The sequence below is a fragment of the Crateriforma spongiae genome (assembly GCF_012290005.1).
GTDB classification, from domain to species: Bacteria; Planctomycetota; Planctomycetia; order Pirellulales; family Pirellulaceae; genus Crateriforma; species Crateriforma spongiae.
The window spans coordinates 126,990-144,216 of the sequence record NZ_JAAXMS010000001.1; the positions used below are offsets into that span (position 1 = coordinate 126,990).

Below are 17,227 nucleotides of genomic sequence, written 5' to 3' on the forward strand. Positions count from 1 at the left end.
ACATGGTCAGTGTGGCGATTTGACGCAAATGGTTCTGTCGACCCGAACACAAGGTCGGCGCCTGAGTGACAGATCTCGACACATCGCCGAAAACGAATGTCGCAAACGCGATGCGTCGTCGAAGCGAAGTTGACGACCTTTTCGCTTTCACTAATTCAAGCTACACGCCGAGGAGATTTCCCGATGACACGTCACGTGGATGTCACGGAATTGGTACTGCGCGACGGGCACCAAAGCATTTTGGCGACCCGTATGGCGCTCGAAGACATGGTGCCGATCTGTGAGGAAATCGATCAGGCCGGTTACTGGAGTGTCGAGTGCTGGGGCGGGGCGACGTACGACTCCTGCATCCGCTTTTTGAATGAAGATCCATGGGAAAGATTGCGAACGTTTCGCAAACTGTTGCCCAATAGTCGGCTGCAAATGCTGTTGCGCGGCCAAAACTTGTTGGGCTATCGGCACTACGAAGACACGGTCGTCGACCGGTTCGTGGACAAGTCGGCCGAAAACGGCATGGATGTCTTCCGCGTCTTTGACGCTTTGAATGACATTCGAAATCTAAAGCGTGCGATGGAAGCGGTTCGCCGGACGGGCAAGCACGCCGAAGGCACGATCTGCTACACCACCAGTCCGCTGCACACCAACGACCATTTCGTCGAAATGGCCAAGCGGCTGCAAGACATGGGGTGCGATTCGATTTGTTTGAAAGACATGGCTGCCCTGCTGAAACCGCAACCCGCCTACGACATCGTCAAGGGCATCAAGGAAGCGTGTGGCGATGACATGTTGGTGCACGTTCACGTGCACAGCACCACTGGCGTCACCTTGGTTAGCTTGATGAAGGCGATCGAAGCCGGTGCCGATATCGTCGACACCGCGATTTCCAGCCTCAGTCTGGGACCGGGGCACAACCCGACCGAAGCTTTGGTCGAAATGCTGGAAGGCACCGGTTACACCACTTCGCTGGATAAGGAGCGGCTCAAGAAAATTAAACAGCACTTTGCAAAGATTCGACCCCGCTATGCCGAGTTTGAATCGAAATTCATCGGTGTCGAAACCGACATCTTCGACAGCCAAATTCCCGGCGGCATGATTTCCAACATGGAAAGCCAGTTGGCCCAACAAGGCGCCGCCGATCGGCTGCAAGAAGTGTTGGAAGAAGTGCCACGTGTTCGCGAGGTGTCCGGTTTCCCGCCCCTGGTCACTCCGTCCAGCCAGATCGTCGGGACACAAGCGGTGTTCAACGTTCTGATGGGACCCTACAAAGCGCTGACGGGTGAGTTTGCTGATTTGATGCTGGGGTATTACGGCGAAACCATCGCCCCACGTGATCCCAAGATCATCGAAGCGGCCGAAAAACATGCCAAGAAGTCACCCATCACCAAACGTCCGGCCGATTGTTTGAAACCGGAATGGGACGAACTTCGCGACAAAGCATCGGCACTGGACGGATTCGACGGTACCGACGAAGACGTGCTGACCTATGCAATGTTCCCGCAAGTGGCGCCTGGGTTCTTTTCGACTCGTGGCGAAGGACCAAAGAACCTAAGCAAAACCGCCGAACAGGTCGCTGAAGAAAAGGTCAAAGCCGAAGCGGCGCGGAAAGGCATCAAGTCCGAAGTCAATTATGAAGTCAAGCTTTACGGGAAGACCCATAAAGTTTCGGTAGAACCCGTTTAGTCCATACCGCAAAGGATCCCAAGCAATGACGGCGAAAGAGAAAGATACAATGGATGACTTGGTCGACGACCTGCGGCAGCGTCGTGACACGGTCATGCTGGGTGGCGGTGAAAAACGCCTCGAAAAACAGCGTGATCAAGGCAAGATGACGGCACGCGAACGGGTGGACAACTTGGTCGATGATGCCAGCTTCGAAGAATTCGGCATTTTCGCCGAACACCGCCAAACTCAATTCGGTTTGGGCGGTCGCGTCATCCCGGCCGATGGCGTGGTGACCGGTGCCGCATCCATCGATGGGCGTCTGGTTCACTTGGCCAGCCAAGATTTTACCGTGTTGGGTGGTTCCGCCGGCGAGGTGCATTCGCTGAAGGTCGCCGACGCGATGAAACGTTCGCTGAAGACGGGCAGCCCGTTCGTTTTCTTGAACGATTCCGGAGGTGCCCGGGTCCAGGAAGGTATTGATTCGCTTTCCGGCTACGGACAAGTGTTTCGATCCAACGTGTTGCTTTCCGGTGCCGTGCCCCAAATCAGTTTGATTTGTGGTCCTTGTGCCGGTGGTGCGGCCTATTCGCCGGCACTGACGGACTTTGTGATCCAAACTCGCAAAGCCCAGATGTTCATCACCGGTCCACAGGTGATCAAACAGGTGACCGGCGAAGAAATCACGGCCGAACAGCTCGGTGGTGCCGATTCCCATATGATCCACTCTGGCGTGGTTCACTTTGTCGCCAGGGATGACGCGGATGCGCTTCACATCTGTCGTCGTCTGCTTAGTTTCCTGCCGTCGAACAACTTGGAAGATGCCCCCATCGTTCCCTGTGACGACAACTTGGAACCCAATCCCGAGCTGAACAACATTGTGCCCGTCGACCACAAAGCCGGTTACGACATCCGTGCGGTGATCGCCGAAGTCGTCGATCGCAAAGACTTCCTGGAGGTCCAGGCCGGGCACGCGACCAACATGGTGGTTGGTTTTGCTCGAATCCTGGGACGAACCGTCGGGATCATCGCCAACCAGCCGATGGTGCTGGCTGGTGCGATCGACAACCATGCCGCCAACAAGGCGTCACGGTTCATTCGGTTCTGCAACGCGTTCAACATCCCGTTGGTCACGATGGTCGACGTTCCCGGTTATCTGCCGGGCGTTGAACAGGAATACAACGGCATCATTCGAAATGGTGCCAAATTGTTGTTCGCCTATTCAGCGGCAACCGTGCCGATGGTTCAGCTGATTTTGCGGAAGTCCTATGGTGGTGCCCACGTTGCGATGTGTTCACGTGATATCGGTGCCGATGCCGTGTTCGCATGGCCGACCGCCGAAGTGGCTGTGATGGGTGCCGAAGGAGCCGTGGAAATCGTGTTCCGCAAAGAAATGGCCGAAGCCGAAGACCCGGTGGCCCGCAGGGCCGAATTGATTGCGGAGTATCGCGAAGCGTTTGCGTCGCCGTATGTTGCCGCTGGTCGCCGGTTGGTCGACGATGTGATCGAACCGGCCGACACGCGAAAACACATCGCGCGTGCGTTGGAATACTTGCGAAACAAGCGAGACCAGCGTCCGCCAAAGAAGCATGGCTTGATTCCGCTGTAGGACGCCTTGCGGTCACACCGGTGTGGCCGTCTGGCGCGTCCATCCGTCCAATGCGTTTCCAACTTCGGAATTCTATGTTATGACCGACGATCAAAAGAATAACGATGAAATTGTCGCGATGCTGAAGTCGTTGCGGCAAGACATTCAGGGACTGCAGTCGCGGGTTGCATCGCTTGAAAAGGCGATGGAATCCGTTGAAAACAGCAAGCCCCCAATTGACGAACAACGGCTGATGATCATCTCCAGTGCGATCGCAGCCTACTTGGGTGTTAAACCACAGATCCGACAAATTCGCCTGATCAGTTCTAAGACTTGGGCACACCAAGGTCGGGCGACCATCCATGCTTCTCACGCCTTGGCACGTTAATTCATCAGGGAGATTCCAGTGAAACTAAAGATCAAAATTGATGGTGACGTGTACGAGGTTGAAGTCGACGTCGCCGAAGAAGAATCCCCGCAACCGGGGTTCGTTCCTGCCAGCGAAAGTTATCAAGCACCAGGCGTTGCTCCGCCGGCAGCGCCACCGTCCGGCGGCGGTGGTGGTCAAGTCGTCGAAGACGAAAGCAAGGTTTGCCGCAGCCCCGTTTCCGGTGTCGTGATCCGCGTGCCGGTTGAAGTGGGCGAAGAAATCGAACAAGACCAAGAATTGATGGTCTTGGAAGCGATGAAGATGGAAACGGTCATCACCGCGCCCATCGCCGGAAAAATCGCCAAGCTGAACGCTGAAGTCGGCGGCAGCGTCAAAGCGAATGATGTGTTGATTGAATTCGAATGATTCTTTGACCATCGATCGATCCGCAAGGAACGATCGCTAAGACAACCAAACACCGTGGCGTGCATCCACACGTTGCGGTGTTTTTCGTGCGCATCGGTACCCCGCCCTGCTCCGCTACGTCGCGCGTCGTAGAATCGATCGGTATTTCACCGGCGTTTCTTAGGGCAGCCCCGGAGCCCTGGGCCAATCTGATTCAGAAATCCAGTGCGGCTTGTCACGGGTTTCCCACAGCCAACGTTTCGGATCGGCATGTGGATTTTGCGTCGGGATGGGAGCACCCGTGCTGCGAATCCAATCGAACAAACGTCGACGCAGGTCGTCGGTCAGTTTGGGTCGCTCCGCTGCAAGGTCATGCGTTTCGGCAAGGTCCGCTTCCAAATCGTAAAGCTCCGTTCGCTGCCCGATTCGATATTGCCCCCTGGGGTCGACATGGTCGCCAAAAAACTCGATCAGTTTCCAGCGTCCCCGGCGAATGATCGCGGCCGGCGTGGCACCCCAGCGAAGATCGTATAGCGGCATGTACCAACACAGATCTCGCGTCGGAGCGACGTCACCTTGCAATACGGGGATAACGTTTCGTCCGTCCAGAGTCACGCCCGCGTCGGTGCCACCTTGCGATCGATCGACATCCGCGGCGGCGATAAACGTGGTCAACCAGTCGGTCACTTGGACCGGCGCGTCGATCGTCTTCCCCGCCGGAATGGATCCCGGCCAACGGACCAGGCACGGAACTCGGATGCCACCTTCGTAAACGGAGCCTTTTCCGGCACGCAACGGATCGCTATCAAATTCCTCCTTGTGGACGAGCATCGGTTGGCTGCCGTCAAGCGGCTGATCATTCCATTGGGGCAATGCAAGCTGGGTGTCGACACCACCGTTGTCCGAAAGAAAAACAATCAATGTGTTGTCTTCTTCGCCAGATGTATGCAAATGATCAAGGATTCGCCCGATGGAACGGTCCAGGTGCTCGATGGCGGCAAGGTAGGTGGCATTGTTCATGCCTTCGGCGGGATGTCCGGCATTCAAATACTTTTCCACCAGCGCAGGCGGCGCGGAAACTTTGCCATGCAGTGTGTGGTGGGACAGGTAAAAGAACCACGGTCCGTCGCCCGAATCATCAATGAATCGAATCGTCTCATCCGTCAGATGATCGACCCATTTGTCGCCTTCGTTTTGGCTGCCCGGCCCCGGTGGTGCGACAAAATCAAACCCGAATTGATCCGCCGAGCCAGCTTTCAGGAAGGTGTAGTGACCGTGCTCGTTGTTGGTCAAATGCCACTTGCCCGCCATTCCTGTTCGGTAACCGGCGTTGCGAAGCCAGTGTGGCATGTGGCAGCTTTGCGGATCCAAATTCTCACGATACAGCGGTTCGATCACCGGCGCAAACGGTGTTCCATACCAACCGATGACGTGCCACATGCCGTTACGCGGTGGGGACTGGCCGGTCAAAAGCGCCGCGCGTGTGGGGGTGCACTGGGGCGTGACGTAGGCCGACGTCAAACGCACTCCTTCGGTGGCCAATCGATCGATCGCCGGTGTCGATACCAACGTACCGCCATAACACGACAGCGATGAACAGCTTTGGTCATCGGTCAGGATCAGCAAGATGTTGGGACGGTCGTTTTCGGCGGAACAGAAGTTCGTTGCCGCCAAACAACACAGGCACACGGCGATCAATCGTTCCGCCTGCAAACGCCGGCGTAGTGACAGCAAAATCATTGTTGCGAACCCGAACAAATACTACACGTTTTCTGGAACAACAAAGGGGGCTCGCGGTGGCCGGGAAACCAATTGGTTGGCCTCCGCATCATCAACGAAAGTTTCCTTTTTCGGGTCAAAATTGACCGTGCGGTCGACCCGATAGGCGATGTTGGCCAAGTGGCACAGCGACGACGACATGTGCCCTTGAAGGATCTCCGCCGACAAGTCCTCGGGATTGCGTGATCGCAGGCTGCTGACCCAGTTTTGGAAATGCGGCAAGTCGGAAATCGGGCTTCCCGGTTCCGACGCGTGAGGCCCCAGTTCACGGTCACGACCCAGGAAGGTGTAGTAGCTGGAATAGTCGGGGAAGATCATGGTCCCTTCGGAGCCAAGGAAAATCACACCAACGGGAAAGTCTTTTTGCACGAACGGGTACTTGTCGCGGAAACCAGCTTCGGCGTTGGTGTACCAATCGCGAACAGCGAACTCGATCATTCGGCCATCGTCCCACTTCATGGAGGTGGATAGGACACCGGGGGTTTGGGCGCTGCTGTCATGGACTTCCTGTTGCATGAAGTTGGTGCCCACCGACGAAATCTGATTCGGATGATCGTCGATTTTGAGTCCCCAGCGAATGATGTCCATTTGGTGAACGCCCTGGTTCCCGATTTCGCCATTGCCGTAATCCCAAATCCAGTGCCAACGACGAAGTTGGAAATTACTGAACTCATGGACCGGGGCAGGACCGCACCAAGCATTCCAATCCAATCCATCCGGGACTGGACGCGGTGCGTGCTGGCCAAGATTGCCGCGGATCTTGTAGGCGATCCCCCGAGCGAAATAGACCTTGCCGATGATTCCGTCGTGTAATTGCCGAATGCCTTCGATAATGTTCTCGGACGAACGACACTGGGTGCCGTGCTGGACGATGCGGTCGTACTTTCGGGCCGCCTCCACCATCTTCCGGCCTTCGAAAATGTTGTGTGAACCTGGCTTTTCGACATAGGCGTCTTTCCCCGCCTGGCAGGCCAAGATGACACACAGGGAATGCCAGTGATTCGGGGTCGCAAAGGTCACCGCATCGATGTTTGGGTCATCGAAGACACGACGCATGTCGTCATAGGCTTCGATGCGATGGCCGGCCCGTTCGCTCCACGCCAACTGTGCCGACTTTCTCGGGCCTTCGTTGCAATCACAGACGCCCGCGAATTCGACGTTGGCCGAGGAGTCTTTTTCAAGTTCCACCAAACTTTTACCGTGCGCATTGGAACGCCCACCCATGCCGACCACGGCGATTCGGATCTTGTCATTCAAGTTTCGGCCGCGGACGACCGCGGGGGCGGATGCCGCACCGACCGCAAGCGTCTTCAGGATGCCGCGACGTGTCGGTTGGCGGGTGGGTTCATGCGTCATCGTGATTACTCCGCATCAAATGAATTTTGAGAATGGGGGGCGGTTTGAATGGATGTGGGCTTTGGTGAACGTGGCCTAATGATTTCGACCCGACGGTTGCCAGTGCTGCTGAAAAGTCTGACGAAGTTGCATTTCCGCTTCGGTGCCCAGGGCTTGATAGGTCGACCAAGCCGGCTTTGCCGGACCCAGTGGATGCCGCTTACTGACCAAGCCACGCAATCCCAGACGCAAGCCACCTTCGTTCGGATGGTCGATCGGTCGGTGATAGTCGAACGCGATGATCGACCCTAAATCACTTAGTTGCTTCCAAGTGTAAACCAAAGCGGCGCTTTGGCGTTGCAAGCTAGCGTCATCGGTTTCGGGGGCATGAAAACCTTGCTCGCTGCAGATGACTGGTCGAACGCGACCGGATGAATCCAACCATTCGGGCTGATTCAAGAAACGGTCCAGCACCGAAAGGTTTTTAACCGTGATCAACGGTGTGTCGAATGACTCGGTTGGCAAGTCATCATTCCAGGTATCCGATTCCCACAGGCTTTGTGGGTAGGGATGGTAGGCAACTCCCCACGGAAAGTCGCCTTCGGTTTGACCGTGTTTTTGCAACCACTGAAGCATCGCTTTGGGAGCATAAGTCTTGTTTTCCTGGCAATCCTGGGCGTTCCAGCGATGCGTCAGTGAAATGAAAACGCGGGCATTCGTGTTGAAGTGACGAACCACGGAATCAACCATCCGCATTGAACGAACGTAGTGGTCCATGAAGATGTCCATGGGCTGGGGGCCCATATTGGTCCACTGCCATCCGTAGTCCACTTCGTTGTGGATGATCCAGTGGTCAATGGTGCCGGCATCGGAATTTGATCCATAACGTCTGGCCAGTTCGATGACGACCGCGCGATAGGCCTGTGCGTGGGCTTGGTCGACCAAGTTCGGCATCGCATAGGTGCCGGCCAGATCGGCGTCAGGATGAACTAGTGGGGCGGTCGGCGAATTGGGAATAAGCAGAATGCCCGCCAATTGGATCCGGGCTTTCGATAGATAGGAAACCGTAGCATCCAGTCGCCGAAACCCGGCTTCGTCCAATTGATAGATTGCGTCGTCGCCGTTTCCGACTTGCCGCACGAGTGAATTCATGTTGATGTTGATGCTTCCGTGCTGCAGACCCAATTCGTCAAGCATCGTCATCGGAAACCGCGTCGTCAGGCATGTGAGCCCCTTCCGCACTTGGTGGTGTTCTTGTCCCGTTGGTGCCGATGCCACCGAAAGATCGGGGGAAAACCAGTGTGCCGCCGACAGTGGTGTGAAAGATTGGGGTGGGGCTTCTTGCCGAACAAGCTGGAATCGATCGCCCCACTGCGCTGCGCTACCAGCGGTGGCATTGGGAATGCGACATGTGAATGACTGTCCGTCATTGCCTTTTTGAACGATCCATCGATTGGCCAGTTCGTTCTGGGACGCCGCAAGGGCTGTGACCGAGTGAACGTTTCGACGAACCAAATAGACGGGGGCATCGGTCATGTCCACTGCAAACGATCCTTCCACGCGGATCGCATCTGGTTCCGCGCTGATGCGATCAATGCGGGCGGGCCAACTGCGTTGGTGGTAACCACGGATGGACGCCGCCAACGCCTGTTGTGCTTTCTTCTTGCCTTCGGATTTCCTGCGAATGGCCAACTCGCGGTCCGACATGGGACGCGTCTGTAATCGTCGGATTTTAATGTGCCTGTTGGCACGCCTTCCCAGGTCGATTCGGATTGCCGATGTGTCCGTGCCCTTCGTGTTCTCGCGTCGCAACTGGTCTAAGTTGATCGCGTATGGCATCCAACCTTCGGCTTTGGCGAAAGATTCCAAGTCGACCATCCCCGCCGCGCGAGCTTGGAGTCCCAAGTGCGCTTGCACGGAGTTGATCCCGTCTGGGCAGAAGTACTCCAAGCCAAGCATCCAATCGGTTTGCAATTCGGGACGCGAGGGAAGCGAAAGCCAAAGGTAAGGATCGTTTCCCGTCGTTTGGATGATCACAACGTCGTCTTGAATCGTTAGATCAAGATCATGCCACGACCTGATCGAACGGTTCGCATCCATGATCTTCGTTAAACTTGACCGATCAGGTGAAGCTTGTCGCGTTTCGTCGGAGCGACCACCAGCCGGCGTTTGCGCCTGGCACCACGCGTTCGCGCCGCAGCAACACAATAGACAGAGCACCAAGGCCAACATGCGGGGCCGACCATCGGCGGTGCCATGCCAATTCGGTCGAATCAAATCAGTCATTGTTGACGGAAGCATCAGTGCGGCTGGAACGATAGGTGGGCCGTGGGGTGGGACCCTAATTGTATCCTCGCCCACTCGGCTTTGCGCGATCGATGATCCGGTCCGCTACAATCGGGCGAAACTCAAATGTTGATGTGGATCGCGGTGACGGCAATGGTCAGAGAGTGAGCGTTACTGATCAGATTGTTGATTGTTGGCGGCATCGAAACCAAACTGGGACTTTTCGAATGAACCGTAGATGGATGATTGGTTTGAATGCCTTCAGAAAACGTGGTTCCGGACATTCCGGCGACGCAACCCGAGCGGTGGTGATCACCGGGATTGTTTGTGTGCTGATTGGCGGTGTCGTTGGCAACGCAAAAGCGGACGAATCGCGTCGACCCAATTTGATCTTCGTGCTCAGCGATGATGTCGCTCAAGGTGACCTTGGCTGCTATGGACAACAACTGATTCAAACGCCCCATTTGGATCAGATGGCGGCCGAAGGTACTCGATACACGCAAGCCTATTGTGGGACCAGCGTGTGTGCCCCCAGTCGATCATCATTTTTTACCGGTCTACATTGCGGCCATTGTCCGGTCCGCGGCAATTACGAGATGCCGCCGGAGGGACAGTTCCCTTTGCCCGACGAAACGGTGACGATTGCCGAAGTGGCCAAGGCGGCCGGCTACGCGACGGCAACATTCGGAAAGTGGGGCATGGGATTTTTCGATACGACCGGCAGCCCGATGAATCAGGGCGTGGACCACTTCTATGGCTATAACTGTCAGCGACACGCGCACAGCTATTTCCCGACGTATCTATTTGACGATGACCAGCCGTTTCGTTTGCCCGGCAACGATGGGCGGACGGTCGGTCAAACCTATGCACAAGAATTGATTCAGCAAGACATGATCCGCTGGGTTCGCGATCACGCCGACCAGCCATTCTTTTTGTTCTACGCGGTGACCTTGCCGCACGGACGACATGAAATTGACGACCTGGGCATCTATGCGGACAAGCCGTGGAGCTTGAAGGAAAAATCCTATGCGGCCCAGGTCAGCCGGTTGGACAGCGACATGGGACAACTGCTGTCCGTGTTGAAAGAGACAGGGATCGACGATGATACGCTGGTGTTGTTCAGTGGCGACAACGGTTCATCGTTCAGTCCGGATTCCGCCATGGGAAAACGATTTGAGCAAGCGTCCAACGGTTTGCGCGGATTCAAGCGAGGCATGTACGAAGGGGCCCTTCGCCAAGCGGCTATCGCCTGGTGGCCAGGCACCGTGCCCGCCGGTCGGGTGACCGATCAGCCTTGGGCGTTTTGGGATGTAATGCCGACCTTTGTTGAAATGGCCAGGGCCGAACCACCTGAGGGGTACGAAACCGACGGGCATTCGCTGGTGGACTTTTTGCGCGGCGGCGACGCACCCAAACGGGAGTACTTTTACTGGGAACTGCACGGTGGTCGTCCGATCCAGGCGGCGCGGTTCGGTGATTGGAAAGCGGTACGTATAGGGGTGGATCGCCCCATTGAGATCTATGATTTGGCCCAGGATCCCGCCGAATCAAACGATTTGGCCGAAAGTCGGCCGGATCTCGTGGCAAAGGCCGCGGAAATTTTTTCCGAAGCACATCGCGAAAGTCCTCATTGGCCGCTGAGCGGAAAAACGCAACAACGGGTGGATCGGGAAAAAGCGGCTTGGCAGATCACCCGACGAAGGAATGCGGAAACCTACGTGCCAGATGCGGCTCGCTAAGTCTTTCGCTACCGCTAACGCGTACCACCCAGTCGCGTTTTCTTGGTTAAACTAGTGGGCCTAGGCGACCGATCGTAAATTCAGTCCGGTGGAATCCATCGGGCGAAGCTCCCAACAGCGGACGTGCCAGGCTGAAATCCGCTGGCGTGAACGATCGCGTCGTGGCAAACCCACCTTTCTTTCCTTCCCGTTGAAAGACCCCTGTGATGACCAAAGATAACGCATCCAAATCCTCGGATCGGCGATCCTTTTTGAAGACGACCTCGGTCGCCGCAACCGGAGCGGCTTTGGCCGGCTCGGTGGCACGCACCGCACACGCGGCAGGTCTGGACGAAATCAAAGTCGTTTTGATCGGTTGTGGCGGTCGCGGAAGCGGTGCCATCGTCAACCTGTTCAACACCGAAGGCAACGTCAAACTGGTTGCCGTCGCCGACGCTTTTCCGCAAAAGGCCGAAGGTCTGCTGAACTCGCTTCGCAAGCGTAAACAGTATGCCGAAAAGGTCGCCGTGACCCCGGAAAACATCTACACGGATCTGAACGGCTACAAGGCCGCAATGGATGTTGAATGCGATCTTGTCGTGATCGCGACACCGCCCGCCTTCAAACCGCAGCAATTCGAACACGCGGTCAAGAAGGGCCGGCACGTGTTCATGGAAAAACCCGTCGCGTCCGATGCACCCGGCGTCCGTCGTGTTTTGGAATCCGTCAAGGAATCGAAGAAGAAAGATCTGTTGGTCGCGATCGGATTGCAACGACGTCACCAACCCAACTACCTGGAAACCGTTCGTCGCATCCACGATGGTGAAATCGGCGACGTGATTTCCCAGCAAGTTTATTGGAACGGCGGCGGGATCTGGTACCGCAACCGTACCGATGATCAAAACGAAATGGCGTTCCAGTGCAACAACTGGTACCACTTCAATTGGCTTTCGGGCGACCAGATTTGTGAACAACACATTCACAACCTGGATATCGGTTGCTGGGTCAAGGGTGAATACCCGGTCGAATGCAACGGCATGGGTGGTCGTGGGCAACGAATGGATGGCGATCCCACCAAGTCACAAATCAACGATCACACGTTCTGCGAATTCACCTTCGCCGACGGCAGCAAGATGTTCAGCCAAGGTCGTCACCTGAAGGGTGCTTGGACCCACGTCGGCGAACATGTGCAAGGTTCCAAGGGAACGGCCGATCCGAGCGGTTGGTTGGCTGGTGCGAACGAGTGGAAGTTCGATGGCCCGAATTTGAACGGCCACCAACAAGAACAGCACGATTTGATCGCTGCGTTGATGCGAGGCGACATCTACAACGAAGGTGAATACGGCGCGCTGTCCACGTTCACTGCGATCTTGGGCCGCGAAGCCTGCTACAGCGGCAAGGTTTTGAAGTGGGACGAGTTGCTGGAAAATGGACGCAACTTGGCGCCCAACATCGACGATCTGACCCTGGAATCGCAGGTGCCTGAAAGTGCACGTCCCGACGATGAAGGACGTTATCCGATTCCGGTCCCCGGCAGCTACAACCCATTTGCCTAATAAGGTTCTTGAATGCGTTTGGAGCCGAACGCAACAAGATCAATCAAACAAGAGCCCCCGGTCGCAGCCGATGCGACCGGGGGCTTTGCTTTTAAATTCTGCACGTGAACCTATCAGGCGATTCCATTGGCGGAGAATCGGTGACCGTCGCAATGCGGTCGCCAATTCGATGGGTCACTGCAGGCAATACAGAGCGTCGTTGCTTCGCACAAGTATTTCGGATCCTGCCGGCACGGGACTGGCGTTGACGCGACTGTCATCCAAGGCATCGTTGTGTTGAAGCATCTGAAATTCCGGCTTCGCGGCGATTACGAATGTCCCGCTGTCACGGGTCACGACATAGTATTGGTCTTCCGCCAACAGCGGTGATCCGTAGACGGTGCCGGGACGCGGTGACAGGCGTTCGCGATAGACGATTTCGCCATCTTCGGCGTTCAAGCAAAACGCCAAACCGCTGCGTTCATTCAGGAAATAAAGATGCCCGTCGTGATAGACCGGTGATGGAACGTTTGCGCCCGCACGTGCTTCCCACAGCGGTTCGACATCCCCACGTCCGCCTGCTTTGACGGCGACGGCGGTGTTGCGACGACCGCCGATGGCGTACACGATTCCGTCATGGCTGATGGGCGTTGGGCAGATATAGTCGTCAACAAAGGGGCACGTCCAAAGTGTTTTCCCGGTGGATGGATCGAACCCGCGCAAACGTCCCTTGTCGGCGAGTACCAATTCTTGGGTTCCCGTACCGACGTCGACCAGTAATGGGCTGCTCCATGACCTTTGGACATCATCGACACGCCAGGCTTCGGTTCCGTCGCTCTTGTTCAGCGCAACCATGCTGCCGCTTTCCACGCTGGCGTTGACGATGACCAAATCGTCAAACAACACAGGTGATGTTCCTGATCCCCAACCGTGAACACCGTCGCCGACACTGACTTGCCAACGTTTCTGACCGTCTTTCGAAACCGCTGCGACGCCGGAACATCCCAGAAAAACATAGATGTCCTGGCCATCGGTGACTGGCGTCGATGATGCATAACCATGCAACGCTTGGAAGCCTTCGAACGGTTTGTCACCACCATCGGATGGAAAGTCAACGGTCCACACGTGATCGCCGGTGGATCGACGGTACGCCGCAAGATGTCGTGATAGATCCTGGAGGTCGCCTGGCGAGTCTTCGTCGATTCCGTATCCGTCGTAGTACGTCACGACGACCAAGTCGTCCAAAACGATGGGGCAAGAACCGCCCGGTCCTGGAAGGTCCGTTTTCCACCGAACCGAAGTGGCCGCATCCCATTGGACAGGCAAGGAACCCTGTGAAGAGGTTGCCGAACCATCGTCACCGCGGAACTGTTGCCAGTCGTCGGACCATGCCAACGCACCGTGAAACAATAGGATCCAAACGCCAAAGATACGTGGGAATGTTCTGGACATGAGGGCTGCTGTGGAAGGAGGGCGTGAAGGGGAGGCGGAAGACAAATGACCCAAGGCAAACTCGTTTTGCAAAGCTTCCGCTGTCGTCTCAGTAGTGATTGATCATACCGAGACGCGACCGCACGTTGTGTATCGGAAATGCACCGTTTTGCAGTGCGTCGTATCGTCGCGGATCGAAGGTGCAGATTCATAAAACGCCGCGATTAGCGTGCTTTCAACGCACAGCTCACGACACGTGCGACTGTTCGTCTGTGGCACACCTTGCGACGATCCGCCCATAATCGCTCGAAAGATAAGACAGCGGAAAGGATCACCGCCGAGCGATTCGTGTCGAGTCCTGGAATGTCAGGATGTTCCTGGTCCCCGGCCGAATCGTGTTGCACCAACAGCGGAACTGGAACCGTGAAACCATGCATTCAGTTTTTTGAACACGTTGACAACGGTCGGACGTCGAAATCCGGTGGACGCGGGCTTGAAGTGAATTCGCCGACGCGCCGATCGCATGCCTTCGATGTTGCGCGGCAATGGTTGTGGGTTCATAGCAACGGGTTGCTTCGTCGTTCCTTCAGTGATTTCAGGGCGGAGACATGAAAGCCTCCGCTGTGGATCGTGGGACTTTGGGCTTGGTGGCTTTGTGCGCTATTGTCGTTGCTGTTGGTTGGATGGGCGTCCGGCCAAGTCAGCAGGTCCGCATGCGATTGCCGGGACAAGACGGCGCACCCGAGACGGTCAGTCTAAAAAGCGATGTGCTCGCCGTTCCGGTTCCTGGGCAACCGGTTGCGGGTGCCGGTGTGGCGGGCGTGACCGATGGAACGTGGACGGGATTCCGCGGGCCGGATGGCGGCAACGTCGTCATTGAAACACCGACGCTGCGGACCGATTGGTCGTCCGATGGTCCGGACAAGCAATGGGAAATCACCTTGTGTGAAGGATACGCCGGTGCGGCGGTTTCCAACGGTCGCGTGTACGTGTTGGACTATGACGAGGCGAATCAATCCGATGTGCTGCGCTGCTTGTCGTTGGCGGACGGACAAGAGATCTGGCGGAACAGCTATCCGGTTCCGGTGACGCGAAACCATGGCATCACACGAACCGTCCCCACGATCACCGGCCCGCTTGTCGTCACCCTGGGACCCCGTTGTCATTTGGCCGTATGGGATGCAACCACGGGCAAGAATCTTTGGCTGAAAAGCTTGGTGGCCGAGTACCAGGCCGTCGAACCTCGCTGGTACGTCGGTCAATGCCCTTTGGTGGATGAAGGAAAGCTGATTCTTGGCGTGGGCGGAACCGCATTGCTTGTCGCTTTGGATATCAATACCGGCGATGTGATCTGGGAATCAGCCAATCCACGTCAGTGGGAAATGACGCATTCCAGTGTTGTGCCAATGAATGTTGGTGGAACACGCATGTACGTCTACTGCGGCAGCGGCGGGATCGCGGGCGTGGACGCCGAAGCGGGAAAAATCTTATGGGACACGACATCCTGGCCGGTCCAATTCGCCCACGCCCCATCGCCCCTTGTGCTGCCGGAAAGTCGATTCTTGGTATCCAGTGGTTACGGATCCAAGGTCGGAGCAATCTTGTTCCAGGTATCCGATGCCGCCGATGCAGTTGACATCGTGAAGGAATTCACTCCCAAGGAATTCAATTCCGAACAGCAAACACCGATCGTGTACCAACAACACATCTTTGGAGTTCGCAAACGAGGTGGCGGCGTGTTGGTCTGCATGGATTTGGACGGAAACGAAGTTTGGTCCAGCGGGCGGGATCGATTCGGGCACGGACCTTATCTGATTGCGGACAACAAAATTTGGTTGTTGGATGATCATGGCACATTGACGGCGGTTCAAGCCAATACCGAATCCTACGAGCCCATTGCGCGGGCCGAGATCTTTCCCGATGGACATGACGCTTGGGGGCCGATGGCGATCGTGGATGGAAAATTGATTCTGCGTGAAATGACTCGGATGGCGTGTCTGGACCTTTTGTCGGAATCCGAACCTCAGGACTAACCACGGGACAAAGTGATGAATCGAATGCATGCTATCCCGATCGTTGTCGCCACCATCGCGATCGTCGGTGCCGCAGGCTACTTGGTGGTTGATCGACGCGTTAATCCCGACGTTCCGGGTTCCGCGTTTCAGCTGGATTTGGATCCACATCTGCGTCCCAGCGCTGAAGCATTCGAGTGGAAACAGGTTCGTAAGATTTCATTGGCGTTGCAGGATCCCATTGCGATCGAGGTCTCCAGTGCCGACTTTATTCTGGTTCTCGGGCGTCGGCCTGATCAACAAGGCGACGTGGTATGGATGGATCAGGCTGGCAACGTACACGGCGCAATGGAACTGTCGTTTGTTCCGCAATGCGCGACGATCGATTCCGCTGCATCCGGCGAAGTGCCATCGATTCTGGTGGCATCGGCCAACCAAGTGCATCGCGTCGATTTCGCATCACGGCAGGTAACACCGTGGGCTTCGATGTCGGCCGACGCCAATATCACCGCCATCGCGATGTCTGATACAGGGGTTTATCTGGCGGATGCGGGACAACGATTGGTTCACCACTTTGATCATTCAGCGGGGCTGATCAACCAATGGGATGGGTCTGATCGCGTTCCCGATGGTCGGCATTTCAACGTTCCCAGCAATCATTTCGAATTGCTATCCTCAGGCGACGGTTTGTTGTACGTCGTCAATCCGGGACTCCATCGCGTGGAGACTTATTCGTCGGACGGAAAGTTTGAACTGGCCTGGGGCGAAAGCGGTGTCGATGTCGAAAGCTTTTTCGGTTGTTGCAACCCCGTCCATTTATCCCGTCTGCCCGACGGTAGGTTTTTGACCAGCGAAAAAGGCATTCCACGCATCAAGGTCTATACCGCCGATGGGCAGTTCGATGGCTTGGTGGCCGCGTCGCAGGACCTTCAGGTGGATTCCAGCCGACTGGGCGATCCTCGCACCGACATGACGCCGGCCATTTTCGATGTCGCATCAAATTCCGCTGGCGAGATTTTGGTTCTCGATCCGCTGCAGCACTGTGTCCGTGTCTTCGCGCAGGAACGCGTGGCTGACCAAAGGGAACTTGCAGGCAACTGAGATGATTC

At 56.2% G+C, this 17,227-nt stretch carries 12 protein-coding genes; 8 read left to right on the forward strand and 4 right to left on the reverse strand.

Features of this window, described 5'->3' with window-relative positions; genetic code table 11:
* The first annotated feature begins 183 nt into the window (after window positions 1-183).
* The 4 genes from HFP54_RS00505 (at window position 184) to HFP54_RS26060 (ending at window position 4,043) form a co-directional block, all read left to right on the forward strand.
* Complete coding sequence (locus HFP54_RS00505; protein WP_146411427.1) at window positions 184-1,680, forward strand: methylmalonyl-CoA carboxytransferase subunit 5S; 1,497 nt, start codon at window positions 184-186, stop codon at window positions 1,678-1,680.
* Window positions 1,681-1,729: 49 nt separating this feature from the next.
* On the forward strand, window positions 1,730-3,268 hold the full coding sequence (locus tag HFP54_RS00510; protein ID WP_146414195.1) for an acyl-CoA carboxylase subunit beta: 1,539 nt from the start codon (window positions 1,730-1,732) through the stop codon (window positions 3,266-3,268).
* A gap of 79 nt (window positions 3,269-3,347) precedes the next feature.
* Entirely contained in the window at window positions 3,348-3,635 is a 288-nt protein-coding gene (locus HFP54_RS00515) for a hypothetical protein (protein WP_146411431.1), read from the forward strand.
* A gap of 18 nt (window positions 3,636-3,653) precedes the next feature.
* A complete protein-coding gene (locus HFP54_RS26060; RefSeq protein ID WP_146411434.1) occupies window positions 3,654-4,043 on the forward strand; it encodes an acyl-CoA carboxylase biotin carboxyl carrier protein subunit in 390 nt (129 codons plus the stop codon).
* Between the two features lie 159 nt (window positions 4,044-4,202).
* Here HFP54_RS26060 and HFP54_RS00525 read toward each other — a convergent pair whose 3' ends face one another.
* From HFP54_RS00525 to HFP54_RS00535, 3 genes are all read right to left on the reverse strand, one after another.
* Window positions 4,203-5,762, reverse strand: a complete 1,560-nt coding sequence (locus HFP54_RS00525; protein ID WP_168563680.1) for a sulfatase-like hydrolase/transferase — start codon at window positions 5,760-5,762, stop codon at window positions 4,203-4,205.
* A gap of 21 nt (window positions 5,763-5,783) precedes the next feature.
* The gene (locus HFP54_RS00530; RefSeq protein WP_168563681.1) at window positions 5,784-7,157 is read right to left on the reverse strand and encodes a Gfo/Idh/MocA family protein; all 1,374 of its coding nucleotides are present in this window, start codon (window positions 7,155-7,157) and stop codon (window positions 5,784-5,786) included.
* Between the two features lie 75 nt (window positions 7,158-7,232).
* Entirely contained in the window at window positions 7,233-9,236 is a 2,004-nt protein-coding gene (locus tag HFP54_RS00535; RefSeq protein ID WP_168563682.1) for a DUF5722 domain-containing protein, read from the reverse strand.
* 437 nt (window positions 9,237-9,673) lie between these two features.
* On the opposite strand from HFP54_RS00535, the gene HFP54_RS00540 reads away from it, so the two are divergent.
* Together HFP54_RS00540 and HFP54_RS00545 are read left to right on the forward strand one after the other, a co-directional pair.
* Entirely contained in the window at window positions 9,674-11,161 is a 1,488-nt protein-coding gene (locus HFP54_RS00540) for an arylsulfatase (protein ID WP_206035939.1), read from the forward strand.
* Between the two features lie 206 nt (window positions 11,162-11,367).
* Entirely contained in the window at window positions 11,368-12,696 is a 1,329-nt protein-coding gene (locus HFP54_RS00545; RefSeq protein WP_145302188.1) for a Gfo/Idh/MocA family oxidoreductase, read from the forward strand.
* 174 nt (window positions 12,697-12,870) lie between these two features.
* Here the strand turns inward: HFP54_RS00545 and HFP54_RS00550 are convergent, their stop codons facing one another.
* Window positions 12,871-14,127 carry a BamB-related PQQ repeat family beta-propellar protein gene (locus HFP54_RS00550; protein ID WP_168563684.1) on the reverse strand — a complete coding sequence of 419 codons (1,257 nt, stop codon included), beginning with the start codon at window positions 14,125-14,127 and terminating at the stop codon, window positions 12,871-12,873.
* A 587-nt stretch (window positions 14,128-14,714) separates the two neighbouring features.
* Between HFP54_RS00550 and HFP54_RS00555 the strand changes: the two genes are divergently transcribed.
* A complete protein-coding gene (locus tag HFP54_RS00555) occupies window positions 14,715-16,139 on the forward strand; it encodes a BamB-related PQQ repeat family beta-propellar protein (RefSeq protein WP_168563685.1) in 1,425 nt (474 codons plus the stop codon).
* A gap of 15 nt (window positions 16,140-16,154) precedes the next feature.
* Complete coding sequence (locus tag HFP54_RS00560) at window positions 16,155-17,219, forward strand: NHL repeat-containing protein (RefSeq protein ID WP_168563686.1); 1,065 nt, start codon at window positions 16,155-16,157, stop codon at window positions 17,217-17,219.
* The last annotated feature ends 8 nt before the right edge of the window (window positions 17,220-17,227 follow it).

Coding starts and splice junctions, on each gene's coding strand:
- HFP54_RS00505 (WP_146411427.1), top strand. CDS start 184: ATGACACGTCACGTGGATGTCACGGAATTGGTACTGCGCGACGGGCAC.
- HFP54_RS00510 (WP_146414195.1), top strand. CDS start 1,730: ATGGATGACTTGGTCGACGACCTGCGGCAGCGTCGTGACACGGTCATG.
- HFP54_RS00515 (WP_146411431.1), top strand. CDS start 3,348: ATGACCGACGATCAAAAGAATAACGATGAAATTGTCGCGATGCTGAAG.
- HFP54_RS00525 (WP_168563680.1), bottom strand. CDS start 5,762: ATGATTTTGCTGTCACTACGCCGGCGTTTGCAGGCGGAACGATTGATC.
- HFP54_RS00530 (WP_168563681.1), bottom strand. CDS start 7,157: ATGACGCATGAACCCACCCGCCAACCGACACGTCGCGGCATCCTGAAG.
- HFP54_RS00535 (WP_168563682.1), bottom strand. CDS start 9,236: ATGGATGCGAACCGTTCGATCAGGTCGTGGCATGATCTTGATCTAACG.
- HFP54_RS00545 (WP_145302188.1), top strand. CDS start 11,368: ATGACCAAAGATAACGCATCCAAATCCTCGGATCGGCGATCCTTTTTG.
- HFP54_RS00550 (WP_168563684.1), bottom strand. CDS start 14,127: ATGTCCAGAACATTCCCACGTATCTTTGGCGTTTGGATCCTATTGTTT.
- HFP54_RS00555 (WP_168563685.1), top strand. CDS start 14,715: ATGAAAGCCTCCGCTGTGGATCGTGGGACTTTGGGCTTGGTGGCTTTG.
- HFP54_RS00560 (WP_168563686.1), top strand. CDS start 16,155: ATGAATCGAATGCATGCTATCCCGATCGTTGTCGCCACCATCGCGATC.